A 21,013-nucleotide genomic window follows, 5' to 3' on the forward strand; every position below is an offset into this window, starting at 1 on the left:
CTCAGGCGCCTGATGCTTCGAGTCGAACAGTGACGGCCTTCGAGACCGGCGTGTTCGACTTGGCTGCAACGTGTTCGAGGGGAACGAGCGGATTTGTCTCGGGGTAGTACGCCGCCGCATTGCCGCGGGGGGTGTCGTAGGAGACGATGCGGAATTCCGTGACCCGACGCTCTTCGAGTGTTCCGTCTGGTGTTGTCCACTCGGACACGATGTCGACGAGATCGCCGTCGCGGAATCCGAGTGCAGTGATGTCTTCGGCATTGACGAGGATGACCTTGCGTCCGCCCTTGATACCGCGGTATCTGTCGTCGAGGCCGTAGATCGTGGTGTTGTACTGGTCGTGGCTGCGCATGGTCTGCAGTATCAGGCGCCCGCTCGGGGTGGGTATCCAGTGAAGTTCGTTCACACCGAAGTTGGCTTTGCCGGTGTGCGTGCGGAACTCACGCGAGTCACGCGGTGGGTGTGGGAGCTGGAATCCATCCGGCTGGCGAACCCGGGTGTTGTAGTTTTCGCATCCGGGCACCACTCGTGAGATGGAGTCGCGAATCAGGTCGTAGTTGCCCTCGAAGGCCGACCAGCGGACGGAGTGATCGCTGCCGAGTAGTTCGCGGGCGAGTTGGCAGATGATGGCGACTTCGCTACGTAGGTAGGGGCTGACCGGCGTGAGGCGTCCGCGCGACAGGTGCACCATGGACATCGAATCTTCTACGGAGACAAGCTGCTTTCCGCCGGCCTGGACGTCGAGGTCCGTGCGTCCGAGGGTGGGGAGGATGATTGCGGTCTGCCCGTGAACGACGTGGCTTCGGTTCAGTTTGGTGGAAACCTGAACGGTGAGTTCGCATTGGCGCAGCGCGGTTTCGGTGGCTGCGGTGTCCGGGCTGGCCTGGATGAAGTTGCCGCCCATCGCCATGAAGAAGCTTGCCTTGCCGGCATTCATCGCGCGGATCGCGTCGACGGTGTCCCACCCGTGCTTGCGAGGGCTCGAGATCGAGAACTCGGTGTCGAGCGCGGACAGGAACTCTTCCGGCATCTTCTCCCAGATGCCCATCGTGCGGTCACCCTGGACATTGGAGTGTCCTCGCACCGGACAGACCCCGGCACCGGGTTTGCCCATCATTCCACGCATGAGCAGCAGGTTGACCGCTTCTTCGATGGTGGCGACTCCGTGTGTGTGCTGAGTGATGCCCATGGCCCAGCAGGTGACGGTTCGCTCGGATCGGGCAAGCGCGGCAGCCGTTTCCTCGAGCTGCGCCATCGACAGGCCCGTCGCCTCGAGTACCGTGTCGAGATCGACCGCGCGGATGTGCTTCTCGTATTCGTCCCAACCGGCGCAGTAGCGGTCGACGAATGCGCGATCGACCACGGTGCCGGGAGCGCGATCTTCCTGCTCGAGCAGCAGCTTCCCCAGACCTTGGAACAGCGCCATGTCGCCGCCCAGCCGGATCTGCAGGAACTCATCCGCGATGTCGACTCCGTGCCCGATCACGCCGGAGACTTTCTGCGGGTCCTTGAACCGTCGCAATCCCGCCTCGGGGAGGGGATTGATGGCAATGATCTTGGCGCCGTTGCCCTTTGCCTTCTCGAGTGTCGAGAGCATTCGAGGGTGGTTGGTGCCGGGATTCTGTCCGGCGATGAGGATGAGATCGGCGTTCTCGAGGTCGGGAACCGTCACCGAGCCTTTGCCGATGCCGATGGATTCGGTCAGTGCGCTTCCGGACGACTCGTGACACATGTTGGAACAGTCGGGCATGTTGTTGGTGCCGTAGCTACGAATCATCAACTGGTAGAGAAACGCTGCTTCGTTGGACGTGCGACCGGAGGTGTAGAACACTGCTTCGTCCGGCGACGCGAGGCCGTTCAGATGTTCGGCGATCAGTGCGTACGCGCCGTCCCAGTCGATCGGCTGGTAATGGGTTGCTCCCGGGGTCAGGACCATCGGGTGCGTCAGTCGGCCCTGTTGGCCGAGCCAGTAATCGGTCTTGCCTTCGAGGTCGGCGATCGAGTGCTCCGCGAAGAATTCAGGCGTGACCGTGCGAAGCGTTGCTTCCTCGGCAACGGCCTTCGCTCCGTTCTCGCAGAACTCGGCGGGCTTGCGATGTCCGGGAGTCTCCGGCCACGCACACCCCGGGCAGTCGAAGCCGTGACGCTGGTTGAGCCTGGTGAGCGTTCGGGCGGTCCGCAAGGCTCCCATCTGCTCGATTCCTCGTTGCAGCGACACCAGAACGGCCGGCACTCCGGCGGCGTAGTCCTTGGGGTGCGTGACTTCGAGATCCGATTCGTCGATGTCTTTCGAGGGGCCCTGGCGCGTCATGTCTCCATACTGGCCCGAACGGCGCGGTACTGCCATCGAATGGGCCGGTCGAACTCACCGGAATGCGACATTCATCGGCTAGCCTTACCTACCGAACGAGCGGACTTAAGGGGTAAGAGCATGGATCGAACGGACGCAGGTCGGCTGACCCGGCGCGGATTTCTGATCGGCACGTCGGGAGCGTTGCTGGCATTCGCCGCAGCCTGCTCCAGTTCGAACGACGAGGACACGCCCCCCAGCGGGGACTCTGCGGGATCGATCACCCACAAATTTGGGGCTACCGAGCTGCCCGAGGATCCGCAGCGGATCGTCAGTGTCGGATACAACGATCAAGATGCGATCCTCGCCCTCGGTGGGACTTTGGTCGGAACCTTCGACTGGTACGGCGATTACCCCTACGGTGTGTGGCCATGGGCGCAGCCGTTGTTGAACGGGGCGACTCCCGAGATCATCGGAACCGCGGGCACCACCATTCAGATGGAGAAGGTCGCTGCCACGACACCCGACCTGATTGTCGGCACCTACTCCGGGCTTACTCAGGCGCAGTACGACAAACTCAGTGCCATTGCGCCGACGGTGGCGCAGCCGAAGGAGTTCGCGGATTACGGAATCCCCTGGCAGAACCAGACGACCATCATCGGCGAAGCGCTGGGGCAGCAAGGAAAGGCCACCGAGCTGATCGCCGGCGTCGACAAGAAGTTCGCCGACGTGAAGACGGCCAATCCGGCGTTTGCCGGCAAGACCGTTCTGGTCGGCGCGTTGAAGGGGCCGGGGCAATTCGGGGTCTACGGACCGGAAGACCCCAAGGTGAGGTTCTTCACTGAACTCGGATTCGTGAATCCGCCTGTCACCGATCAGATCACGGGTAACTTCGCCGAGATCAGCACCGAGCAACTCTCGCTTGCGGACGTCGACGTACTCGTCTGGTACGCCGGTGGTGGCTACGGCGACAAGCTTCGGGCGGAATTGGACAAGACCCCGATCTACCAGGAACTCGACGTCGTGAAGGACGGCCGCGCGATCATTCTGGAAGACGCTGCTGCCGAAGCCATGACGTGGAGCACCGTACTGAGCTTGCCGTATGCGCTCGAACAGATTCCGCCGCGGATTGCGGGCTTGCTCGTCTGATCGGTTCAAGGACAGCGCTGTTCAAAGTCCAGGGATTCGGACAGTCGGCGGTACTCTCGCCTCATGGGTGTACACGTGCGGCCGGCTGTCCGATCCGATATTCCGGCGCTGTCGGCGGTGTTGGCCGAGGCGTTCGAAGATGATCCTTTGATGGCCTGGATGTTGCCGGACGAGGACTCCAGGGCTGAGCGCCTGACGAAACTGTTTGCCGCAGAAGCTCGTTACCACCACTTCGCCGGTGGCGGTGTCGAGGTGGCCACCGATGACAACGGCGTGATCGGCGGGGCAACTCTGTGGGATCCGCCGGGGCGGTGGAAGCAGTCGTGGATTTCCGGGCTCGTGAGCCTGCCCGCAATGGTGCGTGTCTTCGGCAGGGGGCTACGACACGCGGCCGAGGTCAGCTCCGTTCTCGAAGGAGCACATCCGAATTCGCCGCACTGGTATCTCGCGACGGTCGGGACCGGCAGCGCGGCGCGCGGTGGGGGATACGGCAAAGCACTACTGAACTCCCGGTTGGAGCGTTGCGATCGTGAACACGTCGACGCTTACCTCGAGAGCAGCAAGGAATCGAACATCCCGTACTACAACCGCTTCGGTTTCGAAGTGACCCGTGACATCGTCATGCCAGGCGGCGGGCCGACGATCTACGCAATGATGCGTCAACCGCGGGGCGCGTGATACCAACTAGTGGTGACCCAGATTCCCGAGCTCCACGCAGGCACACCGTTCGACGAACTCGACGACTACATCGCCTTGGCCAGGTTGTCCGGCCTGGTGTTGTCACCCGACGGCTCGCTGCTGATCTGCGCGCGCGCCGTTCTCGACGACAAGAGCGCCGAATACGTGTCCTCGTTGTGGGAGATCGACCCGGAAGGTCGGCGTCCGGCGCGTCGGTTGACCTGGGGCTCGACCAGCGAGTCGGGTGCTGCCTTCGCGTTCGACGGCGACGTGCTCTTCACCGCCACGCGAGCCGTGCCGGGCGAGAGCGATCCGCAACCCGCACTCTGGCGCTTGCCCGCGGCGGGCGGAGAAGCTCAGCTGTTGATCTCACGTCCCGGTGGTGTCTCGTCGGTATCAGCGGCCAAGGCGGCGCCGACGTTCGTGGCCCAGACTTCGGTCATGGCTTCGGCGATCAGCCTCGACCAGGACGATCAGGTGCGATCGGCGCGCAAGGACAAGAAGGTCACGGCGATGCTGCACACCGGATATCCGGTGCGCCACTGGGACCACGACCTGGGCCCCGATCATCCGCATCTGGTTGTCGCCGAGACGGATTCGAAGGAATCCGTCGAGTTGCGGGACATCACACCAACTGCAGGCGCGGCGCTGCGAGAGACGTCGACCACGATTTCCGACGACGGTCTCTTCGTCGTGACAACGTGGACTGTCGGCGATGCGAGTGCCGCCCGCCGATCGACGTTGGTTCGGATCGACACGGTGACCGGCGACCGAACCACCCTTGTCGACGAGGCCGACGCGGACGTCTACAACCCGGTGCTCTCGCCGGACGGAACCAAGCTCGCGTTCATCCGGGAGACTCTCACCACGCCGGAGTCCGCACCGCGAATGACTCTGCAGCTCTACGACTTCGGATCCGGTGCCGTGACCGGCGTGGCCGACGGCTGGGATCGCTGGCCTACCTCACTTGCCTGGCTACCCGACGGATCCGGGCTGGTGGTCACCGCTGACGACGGCGGCCGAGGGCCGATCTTCACCATCGACCTGTGGGGTCAGCCGGTGCGCCTGACAGCCGACGACGCGGCGTACACCGATGTTCGAGTGGCGCCGGACGGCGAGTCGATCTACGCGTTGCGAGCCTCGTACGAAGCGCCGCCGCACGTGGTGCGGGTGGATCTGGGATCCGGTGAGATCACCGCACTTCGTGGACCCGACGCATTGCCGGAGCTGCCGGGAACACTGACCGAGATCACCGCTCGCGCCGAGGACGGTTCGACAATCCGGAGTTGGTTGGCACTGCCGACCGGCGCCGCACCGCACGCGCCGGTGCCGTTGCTCCTCTGGGTCCACGGCGGCCCACTCGGTTCGTGGAACACCTGGTCCTGGCGGTGGAACCCGTGGCTGCTCGTCGCCAAGGGCTATGCCGTACTGCTGCCCGATCCCGCACTCTCGACCGGATACGGGCAGGATTTCGTCCAGCGCGGGTGGGGTCAGTGGGGCAAGGCGCCCTTCACCGATCTGATGGCGATCACCGATGCTGCCGTCGCGCAGCCCGAGATCGACCCCAAGCGAACCGGCGCGATGGGTGGTTCGTTCGGCGGTTACATGGCCAACTGGATCGCCGGCCATACCAACCGTTTCGACGCGATCGTCACCCACGCAAGCCTCTGGGCACTCGATCAATTCGGCCCGACGACGGACGCGGCCTGGTACTGGCAACGCGAGATGTCGCCGGAGATGGCCGTCGAGAACTCGCCACACCTGTACGTCGCGGACATCACGACTCCGATGCTGGTCATCCATGGCGACAAGGACTACCGGGTTCCGATCGGTGAGGGCTTGCGACTCTGGTACGAACTGCTCGCCGAGTCAGGTCTGCCCGCCGACGACGACGGGAAAACGGACCATCGCTTCCTGTACTTCCCCGACGAGAATCACTGGGTGCTCAAGCCGCAGCACACCAAGATCTGGTACGAGGTGGTCACCGCGTTCCTCTCCGAGCACGTTCTCGGCGAAGATGTCGCGCTGCCGGAGATTCTGGGCTGAACGCGCGCATGCCTCGTTCGGCTGAAGCAGCCGAACGAGGCACGATCGTCTTCGCGCGGATCCGGACCGGACTCAGGCGCCGGGGCAACGAACGGTGTACGACCACTCGGTGTGGTCAGGGCCCGTGACGCGAACCAGAACGGACGACGCCCCACCGGCGGGCACGTTGACGACAGCTGAACCAGTTCCCTCGTTGATGTTGTCGCCGATGTATCCGGTGCTGTGGATCAACCGACCTTCGTAGTACACCTCGATCAGGTCCGGGACGTTTTCGGTCTCGTAGCCGAGCACGAACGAGGTCGGGCCACCGCGGCCGAGTTCGTGCTTGGTGCTGGTGATTCCTGCGCCGCCCGAGACGGTCGAGGCGTCGCAGCGCTGCGTGGGTGCAAACGATCCGCCGCCGCCGCTGCCGCTGGCCAGGCCACTGAGAATGTCCCTGACGTTGCCACTGGCCAGGCCGTTGACGATGTCCGTCGCGCTGGTCGAGCCGGCGTTCAGGCCGCCGAGAACGTCGTTGAGGTTCCCAGTGGCGATCCCGCCGACGATGTCGCCCACGCTGCCGCTGGCGATGCCGTTTGCGATGTCGTTCCCGATATCGCCGACGCTTCTGTTGATCGTGGCGCTGCCACTGTCGATGCTTCCTTGCACACTTTCTTCGATGCCGGGGGCCGCGGACGCAGTCGCCGGAAGCACGAGGGCAACCGCCGCTCCGATCGTCGCGGCCGCCGCCAAGGTTCGAACGCCGGGACGGCGAGAACTCCAGTTGTTCAACATATTTGCTCCACAGGTAGTTGGTCGGTCGTCCTTCAGAGCGATCCTGTCAGCGGAGCGGATCGGTGAATATCGTTTGTTCGGCTGACCCCGGACTGCGGGGCAGTCGTTCGTGTGCGCCGCGGCGGCCGACGGGCGAATTCGTTCACGACGGGGGAGTCATTAGGATCAAGTGGTGACCAGTGCAGCTCCAGAGAACCCCCAGACCCCCGCCGACGCCCTACCCAAGAGCTGGGACCCCAGCGCTGTAGAGGCCGATCTGTATCAAGGCTGGGTAGACGCCGGGTACTTCCAGGCCGACGCGACCAGCGACAAGCCCGGCTACTCCATCGTGCTGCCGCCCCCGAACGTCACGGGCAGCTTGCACATGGGCCATGCCCTGGATCACACCCTCATGGACGTGCTCAGCCGTCGCAAGCGGATGCAGGGCTACGAGGTGCTGTGGCTACCTGGCATGGATCACGCCGGTATCGCCACGCAGTCCGTCGTCGAGAAGCAGCTCGCTGCCGACGGCAAGACAAAGGAAGATTTCGGCCGCGAGCTCTTCATCGACAAAGTCTGGGACTGGAAGCGCGAATCGGGTGGAACCATCGGGGGCCAGATGCGGCGCATCGGTGACGGTGTCGACTGGAGTCGCGATCGTTTCACGATGGACGAGGGCCTCTCGCGCGCCGTTCAGACCGTCTTCAAGCGCATGTTCGACGAGGGTCTGATCTACCGCGCCGAGCGTCTCGTGAACTGGTCGCCGGTGCTGCAGACCGCGATCTCCGACATCGAGGTGAAGTTCGAGGACGTCGAGGGTGAGCTGGTTTCCCTGCGCTACGGCTCGCTCGACGACAACGAGCCGCACGTCATCGTCGCGACCACTCGCGTCGAGACGATGCTCGGTGATACCGCAGTGGCGGTACATCCCGAAGACGAGCGCTACAAGCACCTCATCGGAACCACTCTCGATCATCCGTTCACCGGGCGTCAGATTCCGATCATCGCGGACGACTACGTCGACCCCGAGTTCGGAACCGGCGCAGTGAAGATCACGCCGGCTCACGACCCCAACGACTTCGAGATGGGCCTGCGGCACAACCTGCCGATGCCCACCATCATGGACAAGACCGGCAAGATCGCCGACACGGGAACCGAATTCGACGGTATGGACCGCTTCGAGGCTCGCGTCAAGGTTCGCGAAGCTCTCGCCGAGCAGGGCCGCGTCGTCGCCGAGAAGCGCCCGTACCTGCACAGCGTCGGGCACTCCGAGCGCAGTGGCGAGGCCATCGAGCCTCGTCTCTCGTTGCAGTGGTGGGTCAAGGTCGAGACGCTCGCCAAGGCTGCGGGTGACGCGGTTCGCAACGGGGACACCGTCATTCACCCGGCGAGCCAGGAACCGCGATGGTTCGACTGGGTCGACAACATGCACGACTGGTGCATTTCCCGCCAGCTCTGGTGGGGCCACCGCATTCCGGTCTGGTACGGCCCCGAGGGTGAAGTTGCGTGCTTCGGTCCCGACGAAACGGCACCGGAAGGCTGGGTCCAGGATCCCGACGTCCTCGACACCTGGTTCTCCTCGGGACTGTGGCCCTTCTCGACGATGGGCTGGCCCGACAACACGCCCGAACTCGAAAAGTTCTATCCCACCAGCGTTCTCGTCACCGGCTACGACATACTGTTCTTCTGGGTCGCCCGCATGATGATGTTCGGCACCTACGTGTCCGAGGACGAGTCGATCACCGCCGGTCCGGGTAAGTCCGGCGCGCAGATGCCGTTCAAGGACGTGTTCCTGCACGGACTGGTCCGCGATCAGTACGGCAAGAAGATGTCGAAGTCTCGCGGCAACGGTATCGACCCACTCGACTGGGTCGATCGTTTCGGCGCCGACGCCCTGCGATTCACACTCGCACGCGGCGCCAACCCGGGCAGTGACCTGTCCGTCGGTGAGGATTCGGCGCAGTCCTCGCGCAACTTCGCGACCAAGTTGTTCAACGCGACCAAGTTCGCACTGATGAACGGCGCTGCTCCCGCGCCGCTGCCTGCTCGGAGCGAACTGACCGACGCCGATCGTTGGATCCTCGACCGTCTCGACACGGTCCAGGCCGAGGCGGACGCCGCATTCGATCGCTACGAGTTCAGCAAGGCGTGCGAAGGCTTGTTCCACTTCGCGTGGGACGAGGTCTGTGACTGGTACCTCGAACTCGCCAAGGTGCAGTTCGCCGCCGACGAGGCTGTCGCCGCGAACACCCGCGCCGTGCTCGGCAACGTTCTCGATGCACTGCTCCGCCTCCTGCACCCGGTCATTCCGTTCGTGACCGAAACCCTGTGGAAGGTGCTCACCGGTGGCGAATCCGTCGTCGTCGCCGACTGGCCGACGTTGTCCGGTGTGGCAGTCGACACCCAGGCCGCCACCAGGATCGAAGACACCCAGAAGCTGATCACCGAGGTGCGACGTTTCCGAAACGATCAGGGGCTCAAGCCTTCCCAGAAGGTTCCGGCTCGTGCGTCCGGGCTCTCGGAGGCAGGCATGGACGGCCAGTTCGCCTACGTGGCGGCGCTTGCCAAGCTGACCGAACCCGAAGAGGGATTCACCGCGTCGATCTCCGTCGAGGTGCGTCTGAGCCAGGGCACCGTCACGGTCGACATCGACACCTCGGGCACCATCGACCTCGGCGCTGAGAAGAAGCGGCTCGAAAAGGACCTCGCGGCAGCGCAGAAGGAGCTCGTCACCGCTGACAACAAGCTGGCGAACGAGGCCTTCCTGGCGAAGGCGCCCGACGCCGTCGTCGACAAGATCAAGACACGTCGCCAGATCGCCGTCGAAGAGATCGAGCGCATCACAGGACGTCTGAAGGAGTTGGCCGACAAGTGAGTTCGTACGAGCCGTCCCAATTCGACGCTCAGAGTTCGGTTCCGACTCCGGTCGACATCGCCGAACTGGCGCTGGTGGAAGCAGAACTCGACAAGCGTTGGCCTGAGACCAAGATCGAGCCGTCACTGACTCGTATCGAGGCGCTCATGGATGTCCTGGGCTCACCGCAGCACAACTATCCGTCGGTGCACGTCACGGGAACCAACGGCAAGACGTCGGTGACGCGCATGATCGACTCCTTGATGAGCGCTCTGCATCGTCGTACCGGCCGAACCACCAGCCCTCATCTGCAGATCGCGACCGAGCGGATCAGCATCGACGGTCATCCGATCTCCCCGCGGCTCTACGTGGACACGTTCCGCGAGATCGAGCCGTACGTGCAGATGATCGACGCACAGTCGCAGGAAGCCGGGGGACCGGCGATGAGCAAGTTCGAAGTGCTCACTGCGATGGCCTATGCGGCATTCGCGGAGGCTCCGGTGGACGTCGCCGTGGTCGAGGTCGGCCTCGGCGGACGCTGGGACGCCACGAACGTGATCGACGGACAGGTCGCGGTGATCACGCCGATCAGCCTCGATCACGCCGAGTACCTGGGCACCGACCTGGCCGGAATCGCGGAGGAGAAGGCCGGGATCATCAAGAAGGGCCGCGAGGACTTGGTTCCGGTGGACACCGTCGCGATCATCGCCGAGCAGACTCCAGAAGTGATGGAGGTATTGCTGCGCCGAGCAGTCGAGGTCGAGGCCGCGGTCGCGCGTGAAGGCTCGGAGTTCAAGGTGCTTGCTCGCCAGATCGCGGTAGGTGGACAGCAGCTCGAACTTCAAGGCCTGAGTGGTGTGTACACCGACATCTTCCTCCCCCTTCACGGTGAGCATCAGGCGCGCAACGCCGCGCTCGCGCTCGCTGCCGTCGAAGCGTTCTTCGGCGCCGGTCCGGATCGACAACTGGATCAGGACGCAATCCGCAACGGGTTCGCCTCGATCGTCAATCCCGGTCGCCTCGAACGTGTTCGGAGTGCGCCGACGGTCTTTCTCGACGCCGCCCACAATCCTGACGGTGCGCGTGCTCTCGCCGCCGCACTGGCCGCGGAGTTCGACTTCCGCAAGCTCGTGGGAGTTGTCAGCGTGATGGCGGACAAGGACGTCGACGCCATCTTGACCGCATTCGAATCCGTCTTCGACGAGATCGTCGTCACCCACAACGGGTCACCCCGGGCGATGGATGTCGAGGAGCTGGCGAACATTGCCGTCGCGAAGTTCGGCGACGAGCGCGTCGTCGTGGCGCCGGTGCTTGCCGACGCACTGGAAGTCGCGATCGAAATCGCCGAGCAGGTCGCCGAACCCGGCGAAGCCGTATCAGGGGCAGGTGTGGTGGTGACGGGATCCGTCGTGACCGCAGGCGCCGCCCGCACGCTGTTCGGAAAGGACCCCGCGTGAGTACCCCGTCAGATGCCAATCCCGAGTCCGGAGGCCACGAGCCCGGAGACCACGAGTCCGGAGACACTGCCGGCGAGTTCGGGCCTCCGACCAAGGACCCCTGGAAAAGTTTCCGCGGAGTGATGGCCGGAACCCTGATCCTCGAGGCGATCGTCGTGCTGCTGGCTTTGCCGGTTGTCGCGGTCGTCGGCGGTGGCCTCACCGCGGCCTCCGCGGGATTCATCATCGGGTTGGCGGTACTGATGATTCTGGGAGCCGGCGTCCAGGGCAAGCCGTGGGCGATGGGGTTCAACGTCGCACTGCAGGTGATTCTTCTATTCGGATTCTTCGTCCACCCGTCGATTGCCGGTGTGGCGATCACCTTCGGGATCGTCTGGGGATACCTCGTCTACCTGCAGAGAGACATCAAGCGCCGGATGGACAAGGGCCTGCTTCCCGGCCAGCGGGACTGACCATTTAGGCTGTCCGCTGTGACTGAGCGCACCCTCGTACTGATCAAGCCCGACGCCGTTGCCCGTGGATACGTAGGAGAAATCCTCAGCCGTATCGAGCGCAAAGGCCTGACAATTGCAGCACTCGAACTCCGTGTAGCTTCCGAAGAGGTGGCTGGTAGCCACTACGCAGAACACGCCGAGCGCCCGTTCTACCCGAGCTTGTTGGAGTTCATCACCTCCGGTCCGCTGGTGGCCGCAGTGCTCGAAGGCCCCCGCGCCATCGCTGCTTTCCGTCAGTTGGCCGGCGGAACCGACCCGGTCGACAAAGCTCTTCCGGGCACCATCCGTGGCGACTTCGGACTCGAAGCGCAGCAGAACCTCGTTCACGGCAGTGACTCCGTGGAGTCGGCAGAGCGCGAAATCGCTCTGTGGTTCCCCGCGCTGTCGTCCATCTGAATCTTCGATCGGGGCCTCTGGCCCACATGTAACGGGCCTCTGGCCCACATGAACGGGCCTTCGGCCCACATCTCCACAGCGAATTCTCGGCACGTATCCCACATCGGTGCGCCCTTTGCAGTTGCAGGCGCGTTGGTGTGGGATACTGCTTTCAGTTGAACCGCAATTTGTTTTACGCACGTTCAACCGGATGACACCTAGGTTCGATGCCCTTTCATCGCTGCTCCAGGTCAACAGGAAATCCCTGGACCTCTGCATGCTGGATGATCAGGCGCTCGCGCACAGGACAACGGCCATCCAGCCAGGCACTTCATGTGCTCGCAGTGAATAACGGGCATTGCGGACCATGCGGAGCGAGACCTTACAATCTCGCACTCACTTCTGAGTGCGAGTACACACAGCACGCTCCCGCGTGGCCGCGTGACAACTCGACTTCTGGGTTGGACGCGCCCGGGGGCTGAGGAGACTTACGTGGCCGATCAATCCCCAACCGAATCAGATTCCAGCACCACCCCGGAATTTCCCGACAAGATGCGCGTACACGCGCTGGCGAAGCTGCTCGGTGTCACCAGCAAGCAGGTCCTTGCCGAAGCCGCAGCGCTCGGTACCGAATTGCGCAGTGCGCAGTCGAGTCTCCAACGGGACGTTGCCCAGCGGATTCACGCCTCGCTGACTTCCGCGGCCGAGGCCATCGAGCCGGTCGTGGCCGAGCTCGATACCCTCATCGACCCGGTTGTCGAGGCCCCGGTTGCCGAGGCCCCTGTTGCGGAAGAGCCTGCTGCAGAGGCTCCGGCCGAGAAGCCTGTCAGGGCTCGTCGCACCCGCAAAAAGGTCGTTGTCGAAGAACCGGTTGTCGAAGAACCGGCCGCCGAAGAACCTTCAGCAGAAGAAGCAGTGGATCCGGCTGTCGCCGAGATCAGCGCTGGACTCGACGCCGCTGCTGCGCTGCAGAGCAAGGAAGCCGAGCAGTCCGATCTGTTCACTTCCTTCGAGGCGCCGCAGACCCATCAGCCCGAGGTGGCTCCCGCCGCGCCGCAGGTCCCGCTGTTCCTGCAGCCGGATCTCGAAGCCGCCGAGGTAGCTCCGCGTCGCCGTCGCGCACGCCGCGAGCCTGCTGCACCGGCGGTCGTCGAAGAGAAGCAGACAACTGCGGAAGCCGAAACCGTCGTTCCCGAGGCAGCACCGGTTGCAGTTCCTGCCGTCGAAGAGCCGGCTGTGACCGCACCGCAAACCGAGGGCGAGAGCGCCGAGTCCGAGGACGAGGACGACGATCAGCCGCGTCGCCGTCGTCGTGGACGCCGTGGACGTGGACGTGGTCGCGGTGAACAGGGTGGCGAGCAGGGCTCGGACGAAGAGTCGGATACCGCTACCGAATCGGAGCAGGAATCTGCCCCTGCGGCAGTCGAGAAGCAAACCGACGACGCTGCCGGCGAAGAATCCGGTGATAAGTCCGAGTCCACCGCTGATGCGGATTCCGAGAATGCCGACGATTCCGATCTCGATGCCGACGGATCGAGCCGCCGTCGCCGCCGTCGTCGTCGTCGCAAGACCGGCACCGACGGCGCCACCGACGCGACTGCGACGTCCGAGGACGATCCGCCGAACACCGTCGTTCACGAGCGCGAACCTCGCAACAAGACCCGCGTCAAGGACGAGGTCCAGGGCATCAGTGGTTCGACACGTCTGGAAGCCAAGCGTCAGCGTCGCCGCGACGGTCGTGACGCCGGTCGTCGTCGTCCGCCGATTCTGACCGAGTCGGAGTTCCTCGCGCGTCGTGAGGCCGTCGATCGCGTCATGGTTGTGCGTGATCGAGCAGACAGCGGTCAGCCGCATGCGACTACACAGGTAGCAGTCCTCGAAGACGGAGTGTTGGTCGAGCACTTCGTCACCAACTCGGCGTCCGCGTCGATGGTCGGCAACGTGTACCTCGGACGTGTCCAGAACGTGCTCCCCAGCATGGAAGCGGCGTTCATCGACATCGGACGTGGCCGCAACGGCGTTCTCTACGCCGGTGAGGTCAACTGGGAGGCTGCCGGTCTCGGTGGCAACTCGCGCAAGATCGAGCAGGCCCTCAAGCCGGGCGATCAGGTGCTCGTTCAGGTCAGCAAGGATCCGGTCGGTCACAAGGGTGCTCGACTGACCACACAGATTTCGCTTGCCGGTCGTTTCCTCGTCTACGTGCCCGGTGGTACGTCCACGGGTATCAGCCGCAAGCTTCCGGACACCGAGCGCAAGCGTCTCAAGGAAATCTTGCGCGACATCGTTCCCGCCGACGCCGGCGTGATCATTCGCACGGCGTCCGAGGGCGTCAGCGAAGAAGAGTTGGCGCGCGACGTGACTCGTCTGCAGGCTCAGTGGGCCGGCATCGAGGAGCAGGCCGCGGCTGCGGACACCGGTAAGTCTGGCAACCCGCAGGCGCTGTACGAAGAGCCTGACATGCTGGTCAAGGTCATTCGCGATCTGTTCAACGAGGACTTCTCCAAGCTGGTCATCGAGGGCGAGAAGGCGCATACGACGGTCGAGAACTACATCAACTCCGTTGCGCCCGACCTGCTTCCGCGACTGGAGAAGTACACGCCGAACAACGGTATCGACGTCTTCGCCGCTCGCCGTATCGACGAGCAGTTGGCCAAGGCACTCGATCGCAAGGTGTGGCTGCCGTCCGGCGGCACCTTGGTGATCGATCGCACCGAGGCCATGACCGTCGTCGACGTCAACACCGGAAAGTTCACCGGAGCCGGCGGAAACCTCGAAGAGACTGTTACCCGCAACAACCTCGAAGCAGCCGAGGAGATCGTTCGCCAGATGCGCCTGCGGGACATCGGCGGAATGATCGTCGTCGACTTCATCGACATGGTCCTCGAATCGAACCGGGACCTGGTCCTGCGTCGGCTCACCGAATGCCTGGGTCGCGATCGCACGCGCCATCAGGTGTCGGAGGTCACGTCACTCGGACTCGTGCAGATGACGCGGAAGAAGTTGGGCACCGGATTGGTCGAGGCCTTCTCGACCACCTGTGAGCACTGCCACGGCCGCGGCATCATCGTCCACTCCGAGCCGGTCGAGGTGAAGTCCTCGGACGACGGCGGATCGCGTTCGGGCTCGCAGCGAAGCGAATCCGGCACCTCGCGCAAGAACAAGCGTGGCCGCGGAGACAAGTCGCCTTCTACCGAGTCCAACGGACAGGAAGCTCCGGCGCCGGAGGTTCCGGCTGTCGACGCGACCGTCAAGCGGGCTCATCCGGTGGCATTGGCGATGGCCTCGCACCACCACGACGACGACGAGACCGTCGCGGCCGACTCGATCGAGTCTGATTCCACCGGTACGTCTTCGGGGGATGATGCATCCAAAAGTGCCGATCGGCAACAGGATCGGCCGATCGATACTCCTGTTGCTACTGAGCGCCATGACGTTCCTGTTGTGGACTCTGCTGCGGAAGAAGTATCCGCAGTGGACAACGAGTCGGCGGCCGCTTCGACCGAAGCATCTCCGCGCGGTCGTCGGCGTAGTCGCCGGGCGTCGCGGGCAGCGTCGGCACCGGTTGCCGAGGCAGCTCCCGAGGTGGGTACGGTCTTCGTGATTCCGACTCCGGAACCCGTGGCAGAAGCGGTCGTGGAAAACGTTCCGGCTCCGGCCACCGAAGTTCCGGCTGAGGAAGAAGTTGTCGTCGTCAAGCGACCCCGTCGCAGGCGTGCAGCAGCACGCCCCGCAGGTCCTCCGGTAGACGGAGAGTAAGAACTACTGGCTTTCGGTCGGTTGGATGACTTCGCGATGAGCGAGGACATCCAACCGTTATCCGAAGTTTCAGCTGGTAGAAGCAGTACAGAGTAGTAAGCACCACCCCTCGGCGGGGCGGTTTGACCCTGACGGTTGCTTTCCCGTAACCTTGGAGGGTCGCCACCCGGCGGTAGAGATTCCGTGTGCCTAGAGTGCGCGTGAATGTCCCGGTACGTCAGTGCCGAGCCGAGGTGACATAAACCAGACCAGTCGCGATGCATTTGAAGCCTCAGGCAGCAGCGCGAGCAAGTTCGAAGAAGCAAGGGGTAGCCCTCCGATGGCAACGTACGCGATCGTCAAGACCGGCGGAAAGCAGTACAAGGTCGCTGTTGGTGACCTCGTCAAGGTCGAGAAGATCGAGGGTGAGCCCGGCACTGCTGTCTCGCTTGCTCCCGTTCTCGTGGTCGACGGATCTGACCTGACCACCGACGCGGCCAAGCTGGCCAAGGTCGCAGTCACCAGTGAGATCGTCGAGCACACCAAGGGCCCGAAGATCCGCATCCACAAGTTCAAGAACAAGACCGGTTACCACAAGCGTCAGGGCCACAGGCAGCCGATCACGGTGCTCAAGGTCACGGGCATCAAGTAACCAGTTCTTTCTAGCTAATTTCACCCGAGGAGGGTCAATAGCATGGCACATAAGAAGGGTGCATCCAGCTCCCGTAACGGTCGCGATTCAAACGCCCAGCGCCTCGGCGTGAAGCGCTTCGGCGGCCAGTCGGTCAGCGCAGGCGAAATCCTGGTTCGCCAGCGCGGCACGCACTTCCACCCCGGCGTCAACGTCGGCCGTGGCGGCGACGACACCCTGTTCGCTCTCGCTGCCGGTGCAGTCGAGTTCGGCCAGAAGCGTGGACGCAAGACCGTGAACATCGTTCCGGCCGTCGTTGCGGCTGAGGTCTAGTCTTTCTCGCTAGTTGTGCGTCACCGGTTCTACTTTCGGTAAGAGAGTGACGCGTTCCAAGCTCCCGATAGGGGCGGACCAGGGTTGAAATAACCCGGTCCGCCCCTATCGTTTGTTTAAGCAGTGCCAGTTTTACCCCGAGCAACCCTGCTCACCAGAAGTTCAGCTCATCGCGTGAGACCCGCAATTGACTGAGGAAGGATCCGGCAGTCATGTCCCGATTCATTGACCGTGTTGTGCTGCACGTCAGCGCTGGAAAAGGCGGCAATGGTTGCGCCTCCGTACACCGCGAGAAGTTCAAACCGCTCGGCGGTCCGGACGGTGCCAACGGAGGTCGCGGTGGCGACGTCATCCTCGTGGTCGACGAGAACATCCACACCCTCCTCGACTTTCACTTCCATCCCAACGCGAAGGCGACCAACGGCAAGCAGGGCGCCGGCAGTAACCGCGAGGGTGCAAACGGTGAAGACCTCATCCTCAAGGTCCCGGATGGAACTGTGGTTCTCGATACCGACGGCAACGTCCTTGCCGACCTCGTCGGTGTCGGCTCGCGCTACGACGCCGCTCAGGGCGGCCGCGGCGGACTCGGCAACGCAGCACTCGCCTCGAAGGCTCGCAAGGCCCCAGGTTTCGCACTCCTCGGTGAAGACGGTGTCGAGCGTGACCTGGTTCTCGAACTCAAGTCGGTAGCCGACGTCGGTCTGCTCGGATTTCCCTCTGCCGGTAAGTCTTCGCTGGTGTCCGTTCTCTCGGCGGCCAAGCCGAAGATCGCCGACTACCCCTTCACCACTCTGGTCCCCAACCTCGGCGTCGTCTCGAGCGGTGACACCACCTTCACCGTCGCCGACGTGCCCGGGCTGATCCCCGGTGCCAGCGAAGGCCGCGGTTTGGGCCTGGACTTCCTGCGCCACATCGAACGCTGCGCCGTATTGGCGCACGTGATCGACTGCGCCACCCTCGATCCGGGGCGTGACCCGATATCCGACATCGACGCCCTGGAAGCAGAGCTGGCCGCGTACACGCCCGCGCTCTCCGGCGACTCGGGACTCGGTGACCTCGACAAGCGCCCGCGCGTCGTCATCCTGAACAAGACCGACGTTCCGGAGGCAGCCGAGCTGGCCGAAATGGTCACACCCGAGATCGAAGCTCGCGGATGGCCGGTCTTCACCATCTCGGCGGTGAGCCGAGAAGGTCTGCGACCGTTGACATTCGCGCTGGCGAAGATGGTCCGCGACTACCGCGAAGCTCATCCGAAGCCCGAGCCGAAGCGCCAGGTCATTCGCCCGGTCAAGGTCAAGGATTCCAGCTTCACCATCGAGAAGGATCCCGATATCCCTGGTGGGTTCGTCGTCCGAGGCACCCGCCCGGAGCGGTGGATTCGTCAGACCGCCTTCGACAACGACGAAGCCGTTGGTTACCTCGCCGACCGTCTTGCACGCTTGGGTGTCGAGGACGCATTGGTCAAGAAGGGCGCTCAGCCAGGGGCTTCCGTCACCATCGGTGACGTCAGCTTCGAGTGGGAGCCGATGACGCCGGCCGGTATCGATCTGACCCGTACGGGCCGTGGAACCGACCCGCGTCTCGATCAGGTGGAGCGTATCGGCGCCGACGAGCGCAAGCATGCTCGTCGCGTCCGCCGCGGGCTGCTCGACGAAGACGCCTGACTCACGCGATTTCAGGACGAAAACCGAAGAGAGGGAACGGGACTGTGCTCGGGTCCACCAGGGAGTCGATAGCGTCGGCTCACAGTATCGTCGTGAAGATCGGGTCGTCTGCGCTCACCAGTCTGGTGGCGGGACTCGACACTCACCGACTTGATCTGTTGGCCGATGCCATCGAGGCCCGCATGCGCGCGGGCTCCGATGTAGTCGTCGTCTCGTCCGGTGCCGTCGGCGCCGGACTGGCGCCGCTGGGACTGACCAAGCGACCGCGGGATCTCGCGACCAAGCAGGCTGCGGCCAGCGTCGGTCAGTTGGCGCTGGCTCACGCCTGGGGTACGTCGTTCGCCCGTTACGGGCGTACCGTCGGGCAGGTTCTACTCACGGCGGACGACATCGCTCGACGGACGCAGCACCGCAACGCCCAACGGACACTCGATCGTCTACGGGCATTGCACGCGGTGGCGATCGTGAACGAGAACGACACCGTTGCCACCACCGAACTTCGATTCGGTGACAACGATCGGCTGGCTGCTCTGGTTGCTCATCTCGTCGGCGCCGACGCGTTGATCCTGTTGTCGGATGTGGACGGCCTGTACGACGGGGATCCCCGAAAGGGCGATGCCACACTGATTCCCGAGGTCAACAGTCCCGAGGATCTCGACGGTGTGGTTGCCGGATCGGGTGGCGCTCTCGGTACCGGAGGCATGGCGTCAAAGCTCTCAGCAGCACGCCTGGCCGCTGATTCCGGAGTGCCGGTGCTGCTCGCGGCAGCATCGGACGCTGCGCAGGCACTCAGTGGTGCCGATGTCGGAACAGCATTTGCGCCCCGGCCGACGCGATTGTCGGCTCGCCGATTCTGGGTACGTCACGCCGCTGACACATCGGGTGACCTTCACCTCGACGAAGGCGCCGTTCGCGCGGTGGTGTCCAAGCGTCGAAGCCTGCTGTCCGCGGGCATCGTCGGTGTGTCCGGCGATTTTCACGCCGGCGATGTCGTGTCGCTGATGGGACCGGGGGAGAAGCCCGTCGCTCGGGGTGTCGTTGCGTTCGACGCTACGGAGATCGAGGAGATCCTGGGGCGCTCCACCGCCGATCTACCGGCCGACATGCAGCGTCCCGTGGTTCACGCGGACGACTTGGTGGCGCTGTAGCTGTCGTACTCGACCAGGGCGGAAAGTGCTTCAGCACAACCGACTTCGAGCTTGAGGTCGGCGTATTCGTCACCTCGGGTCGTTCCGCGATTGACGATGGCGATCGGCTTCCCGGTCTTGGCGGCATGCCGCACGAAACGCAGACCGGACATCACCGTCAACGACGACCCGGCTACCAACAGTGCATCGGCTTGGTCGACGAGGCTGTACGCCCGGGCCACACGTTCCTTGGGGACGGATTCACCGAAGTAGACGATGTCCGGCTTGAGTAGCCCACCGCACACGGCGCAATCCACGACGCGAAAGTGTGCGGTGGATTCGATCACGGCATCTGCATCGGGCGCGATCTCGACTCCCGTTGCAGCAGCCACAGTTTCGGCAAATCCGGGGTTGGCTTCCTCCAGTCTCTCGGCGAGAGTGGTGCGGGAGATCAGCCGCTGGCAGCTCAGGCATCGAACCTGCGCGTAGGTGCCGTGGAGGTCGATGACGTTTCGCGCGCCGGCCTTGGTGTGCAGGAGGTCGACGTTCTGGGTGATCACACCGACGGCTCGCCCTGTTTGCTCGAGTGCCGCGACGGCCCGGTGGCCCTGGTTGGGCCGCGAGCTGTCCATGTATCGCCAGCCGATGTGGTTACGCGCCCAGTAGTGACGTCGAAACGCCGGATCGCCGATGAACTGCTGGAACGTCATCGGATTGCGCGGGGGTGAATCGGGGCCACGGTAGTCCGGGATTCCGGAGTCGGTGGAGATGCCTGCACCCGTCAGAACTGCCAGGCGACGGCCGGACAGGAGCTCGGGAAGGGCGTCGAGGCGGCTGTTGTCGGTAGGCACCGTTCCAGGATAGGCGCGTGTGCGAGACGGCGGCGCGGAGGAAGTCCGAAATGTTCAATAGAACACGTGTACGACTGTCGATACTCGTAGACATGAACACAGTGAACCCAATTCCCGCTGGTTACCACACGATCACTCCCTACCTTGCGGTGCCGGACGGCCATGCCGCACTCGACTACTACAAACGAGCACTCGGAGCTGAGATCGTCGACGCGATGAATGCACCTGACGGCACTCTCATGCATGCCGAGATTCGGATCGGTGATTCGATGCTGCAGCTTTCGCAGGAGATGCCGGACTTCGGTCTCAGGTCGCCGCAGGACGGCTGGGTGCATTCGTCCATCGTCGTTTACACCGAGGACACGGATGAGTTCGTCGATCGGGCCGTCGCCGAGGGAGCCACGCTGGTCACGGCGGTCGCCGATACGTTCTCGGGTGACCGGCACGGAGTGTTTCTCGACCCATTCGGCCATCGGTGGGCCGTATGCACGAAGGTCGAGGACGTACCTGCGGAGGAGGTGGCTCGCCGGGCGCGGGCGCTCTTCTTCCCGGATACGGATTCGCCACAGTAACTTT

16 protein-coding genes are annotated in these 21,013 nt (G+C 63.8%); 13 read left to right on the forward strand and 3 right to left on the reverse strand.

Going from position 1 to position 21,013, the window contains the following annotated elements; genetic code table 11:
- Position 1: 1 nt before the first annotated feature.
- Positions 2-2,311, reverse strand: a complete 2,310-nt coding sequence (locus CPI83_RS11210) for an FdhF/YdeP family oxidoreductase (protein WP_192804730.1) — start codon at positions 2,309-2,311, stop codon at positions 2-4.
- Between the two features lie 120 nt (positions 2,312-2,431).
- Between CPI83_RS11210 and CPI83_RS11215 the strand changes: the two genes are divergently transcribed.
- The 3 genes from CPI83_RS11215 to CPI83_RS11225 all read left to right on the forward strand — a co-directional run bounded on the left by CPI83_RS11215 (position 2,432) and on the right by CPI83_RS11225 (position 6,163).
- Positions 2,432-3,439, forward strand: coding sequence for an iron-siderophore ABC transporter substrate-binding protein (locus CPI83_RS11215; protein WP_019749076.1), 1,008 nt, complete (start codon positions 2,432-2,434; stop codon positions 3,437-3,439).
- A gap of 63 nt (positions 3,440-3,502) precedes the next feature.
- Complete coding sequence (locus tag CPI83_RS11220; RefSeq protein WP_003944518.1) at positions 3,503-4,117, forward strand: GNAT family N-acetyltransferase; 615 nt, start codon at positions 3,503-3,505, stop codon at positions 4,115-4,117.
- A gap of 12 nt (positions 4,118-4,129) precedes the next feature.
- Positions 4,130-6,163: a S9 family peptidase gene (locus CPI83_RS11225; RefSeq protein WP_046379955.1), complete on the forward strand. Its 2,034-nt coding sequence runs from the start codon at positions 4,130-4,132 to the stop codon at positions 6,161-6,163.
- 72 nt (positions 6,164-6,235) lie between these two features.
- Here the strand turns inward: CPI83_RS11225 and CPI83_RS11230 are convergent, their stop codons facing one another.
- Positions 6,236-6,937 (reverse strand): hypothetical protein, encoded by a 702-nt coding sequence (locus CPI83_RS11230; RefSeq protein WP_097387220.1) that lies wholly within the window; start codon positions 6,935-6,937, stop codon positions 6,236-6,238.
- Between the two features lie 172 nt (positions 6,938-7,109).
- On the opposite strand from CPI83_RS11230, the gene CPI83_RS11235 reads away from it, so the two are divergent.
- From CPI83_RS11235 to proB, 9 genes are all read left to right on the forward strand, one after another.
- Complete coding sequence (locus CPI83_RS11235; protein WP_024487630.1) at positions 7,110-9,791, forward strand: valine--tRNA ligase; 2,682 nt, start codon at positions 7,110-7,112, stop codon at positions 9,789-9,791.
- Positions 9,788-11,227: a folylpolyglutamate synthase/dihydrofolate synthase family protein gene (locus tag CPI83_RS11240; protein WP_019749072.1), complete on the forward strand. Its 1,440-nt coding sequence runs from the start codon at positions 9,788-9,790 to the stop codon at positions 11,225-11,227. Before CPI83_RS11235 ends, CPI83_RS11240 begins: the two co-directional genes overlap by 4 nt.
- Positions 11,224-11,679, forward strand: coding sequence for a DUF4233 domain-containing protein (locus tag CPI83_RS11245; protein ID WP_097387221.1), 456 nt, complete (start codon positions 11,224-11,226; stop codon positions 11,677-11,679). The genes CPI83_RS11240 and CPI83_RS11245 overlap by 4 nt, the downstream gene beginning before the upstream one ends.
- Before the next feature lie 18 nt (positions 11,680-11,697).
- A complete protein-coding gene (gene ndk / locus CPI83_RS11250) occupies positions 11,698-12,117 on the forward strand; it encodes a nucleoside-diphosphate kinase (protein ID WP_019749070.1) in 420 nt (139 codons plus the stop codon).
- Positions 12,118-12,588: 471 nt separating this feature from the next.
- Complete coding sequence (locus CPI83_RS11255) at positions 12,589-15,852, forward strand: translation initiation factor IF-2 N-terminal domain-containing protein (protein WP_097387222.1); 3,264 nt, start codon at positions 12,589-12,591, stop codon at positions 15,850-15,852.
- 319 nt (positions 15,853-16,171) lie between these two features.
- Positions 16,172-16,483, forward strand: coding sequence for a 50S ribosomal protein L21 (gene rplU, locus CPI83_RS11260; RefSeq protein WP_003944533.1), 312 nt, complete (start codon positions 16,172-16,174; stop codon positions 16,481-16,483).
- A gap of 42 nt (positions 16,484-16,525) precedes the next feature.
- Positions 16,526-16,795, forward strand: coding sequence for a 50S ribosomal protein L27 (gene rpmA, locus CPI83_RS11265; RefSeq protein WP_003944532.1), 270 nt, complete (start codon positions 16,526-16,528; stop codon positions 16,793-16,795).
- Positions 16,796-17,007: 212 nt separating this feature from the next.
- On the forward strand, positions 17,008-18,459 hold the full coding sequence (gene obgE / locus CPI83_RS11270; protein ID WP_019749068.1) for a GTPase ObgE: 1,452 nt from the start codon (positions 17,008-17,010) through the stop codon (positions 18,457-18,459).
- Between the two features lie 44 nt (positions 18,460-18,503).
- On the forward strand, positions 18,504-19,607 hold the full coding sequence (gene proB / locus CPI83_RS11275; protein ID WP_019749067.1) for a glutamate 5-kinase: 1,104 nt from the start codon (positions 18,504-18,506) through the stop codon (positions 19,605-19,607).
- Here proB and CPI83_RS11280 read toward each other — a convergent pair.
- On the reverse strand, positions 19,580-20,437 hold the full coding sequence (locus CPI83_RS11280) for an NAD-dependent protein deacetylase (RefSeq protein WP_097387223.1): 858 nt from the start codon (positions 20,435-20,437) through the stop codon (positions 19,580-19,582). The genes proB and CPI83_RS11280 overlap by 28 nt on opposite strands.
- A gap of 50 nt (positions 20,438-20,487) precedes the next feature.
- On the opposite strand from CPI83_RS11280, the gene CPI83_RS11285 reads away from it, so the two are divergent.
- Entirely contained in the window at positions 20,488-21,009 is a 522-nt protein-coding gene (locus CPI83_RS11285; RefSeq protein ID WP_019749065.1) for a VOC family protein, read from the forward strand.
- The last annotated feature ends 4 nt before the right edge of the window (positions 21,010-21,013 follow it).

Source organism: Rhodococcus sp. H-CA8f, from assembly GCF_002501585.1.
Lineage (GTDB): Bacteria > Actinomycetota > Actinomycetes > Mycobacteriales > Mycobacteriaceae > Rhodococcus_F > Rhodococcus_F erythropolis.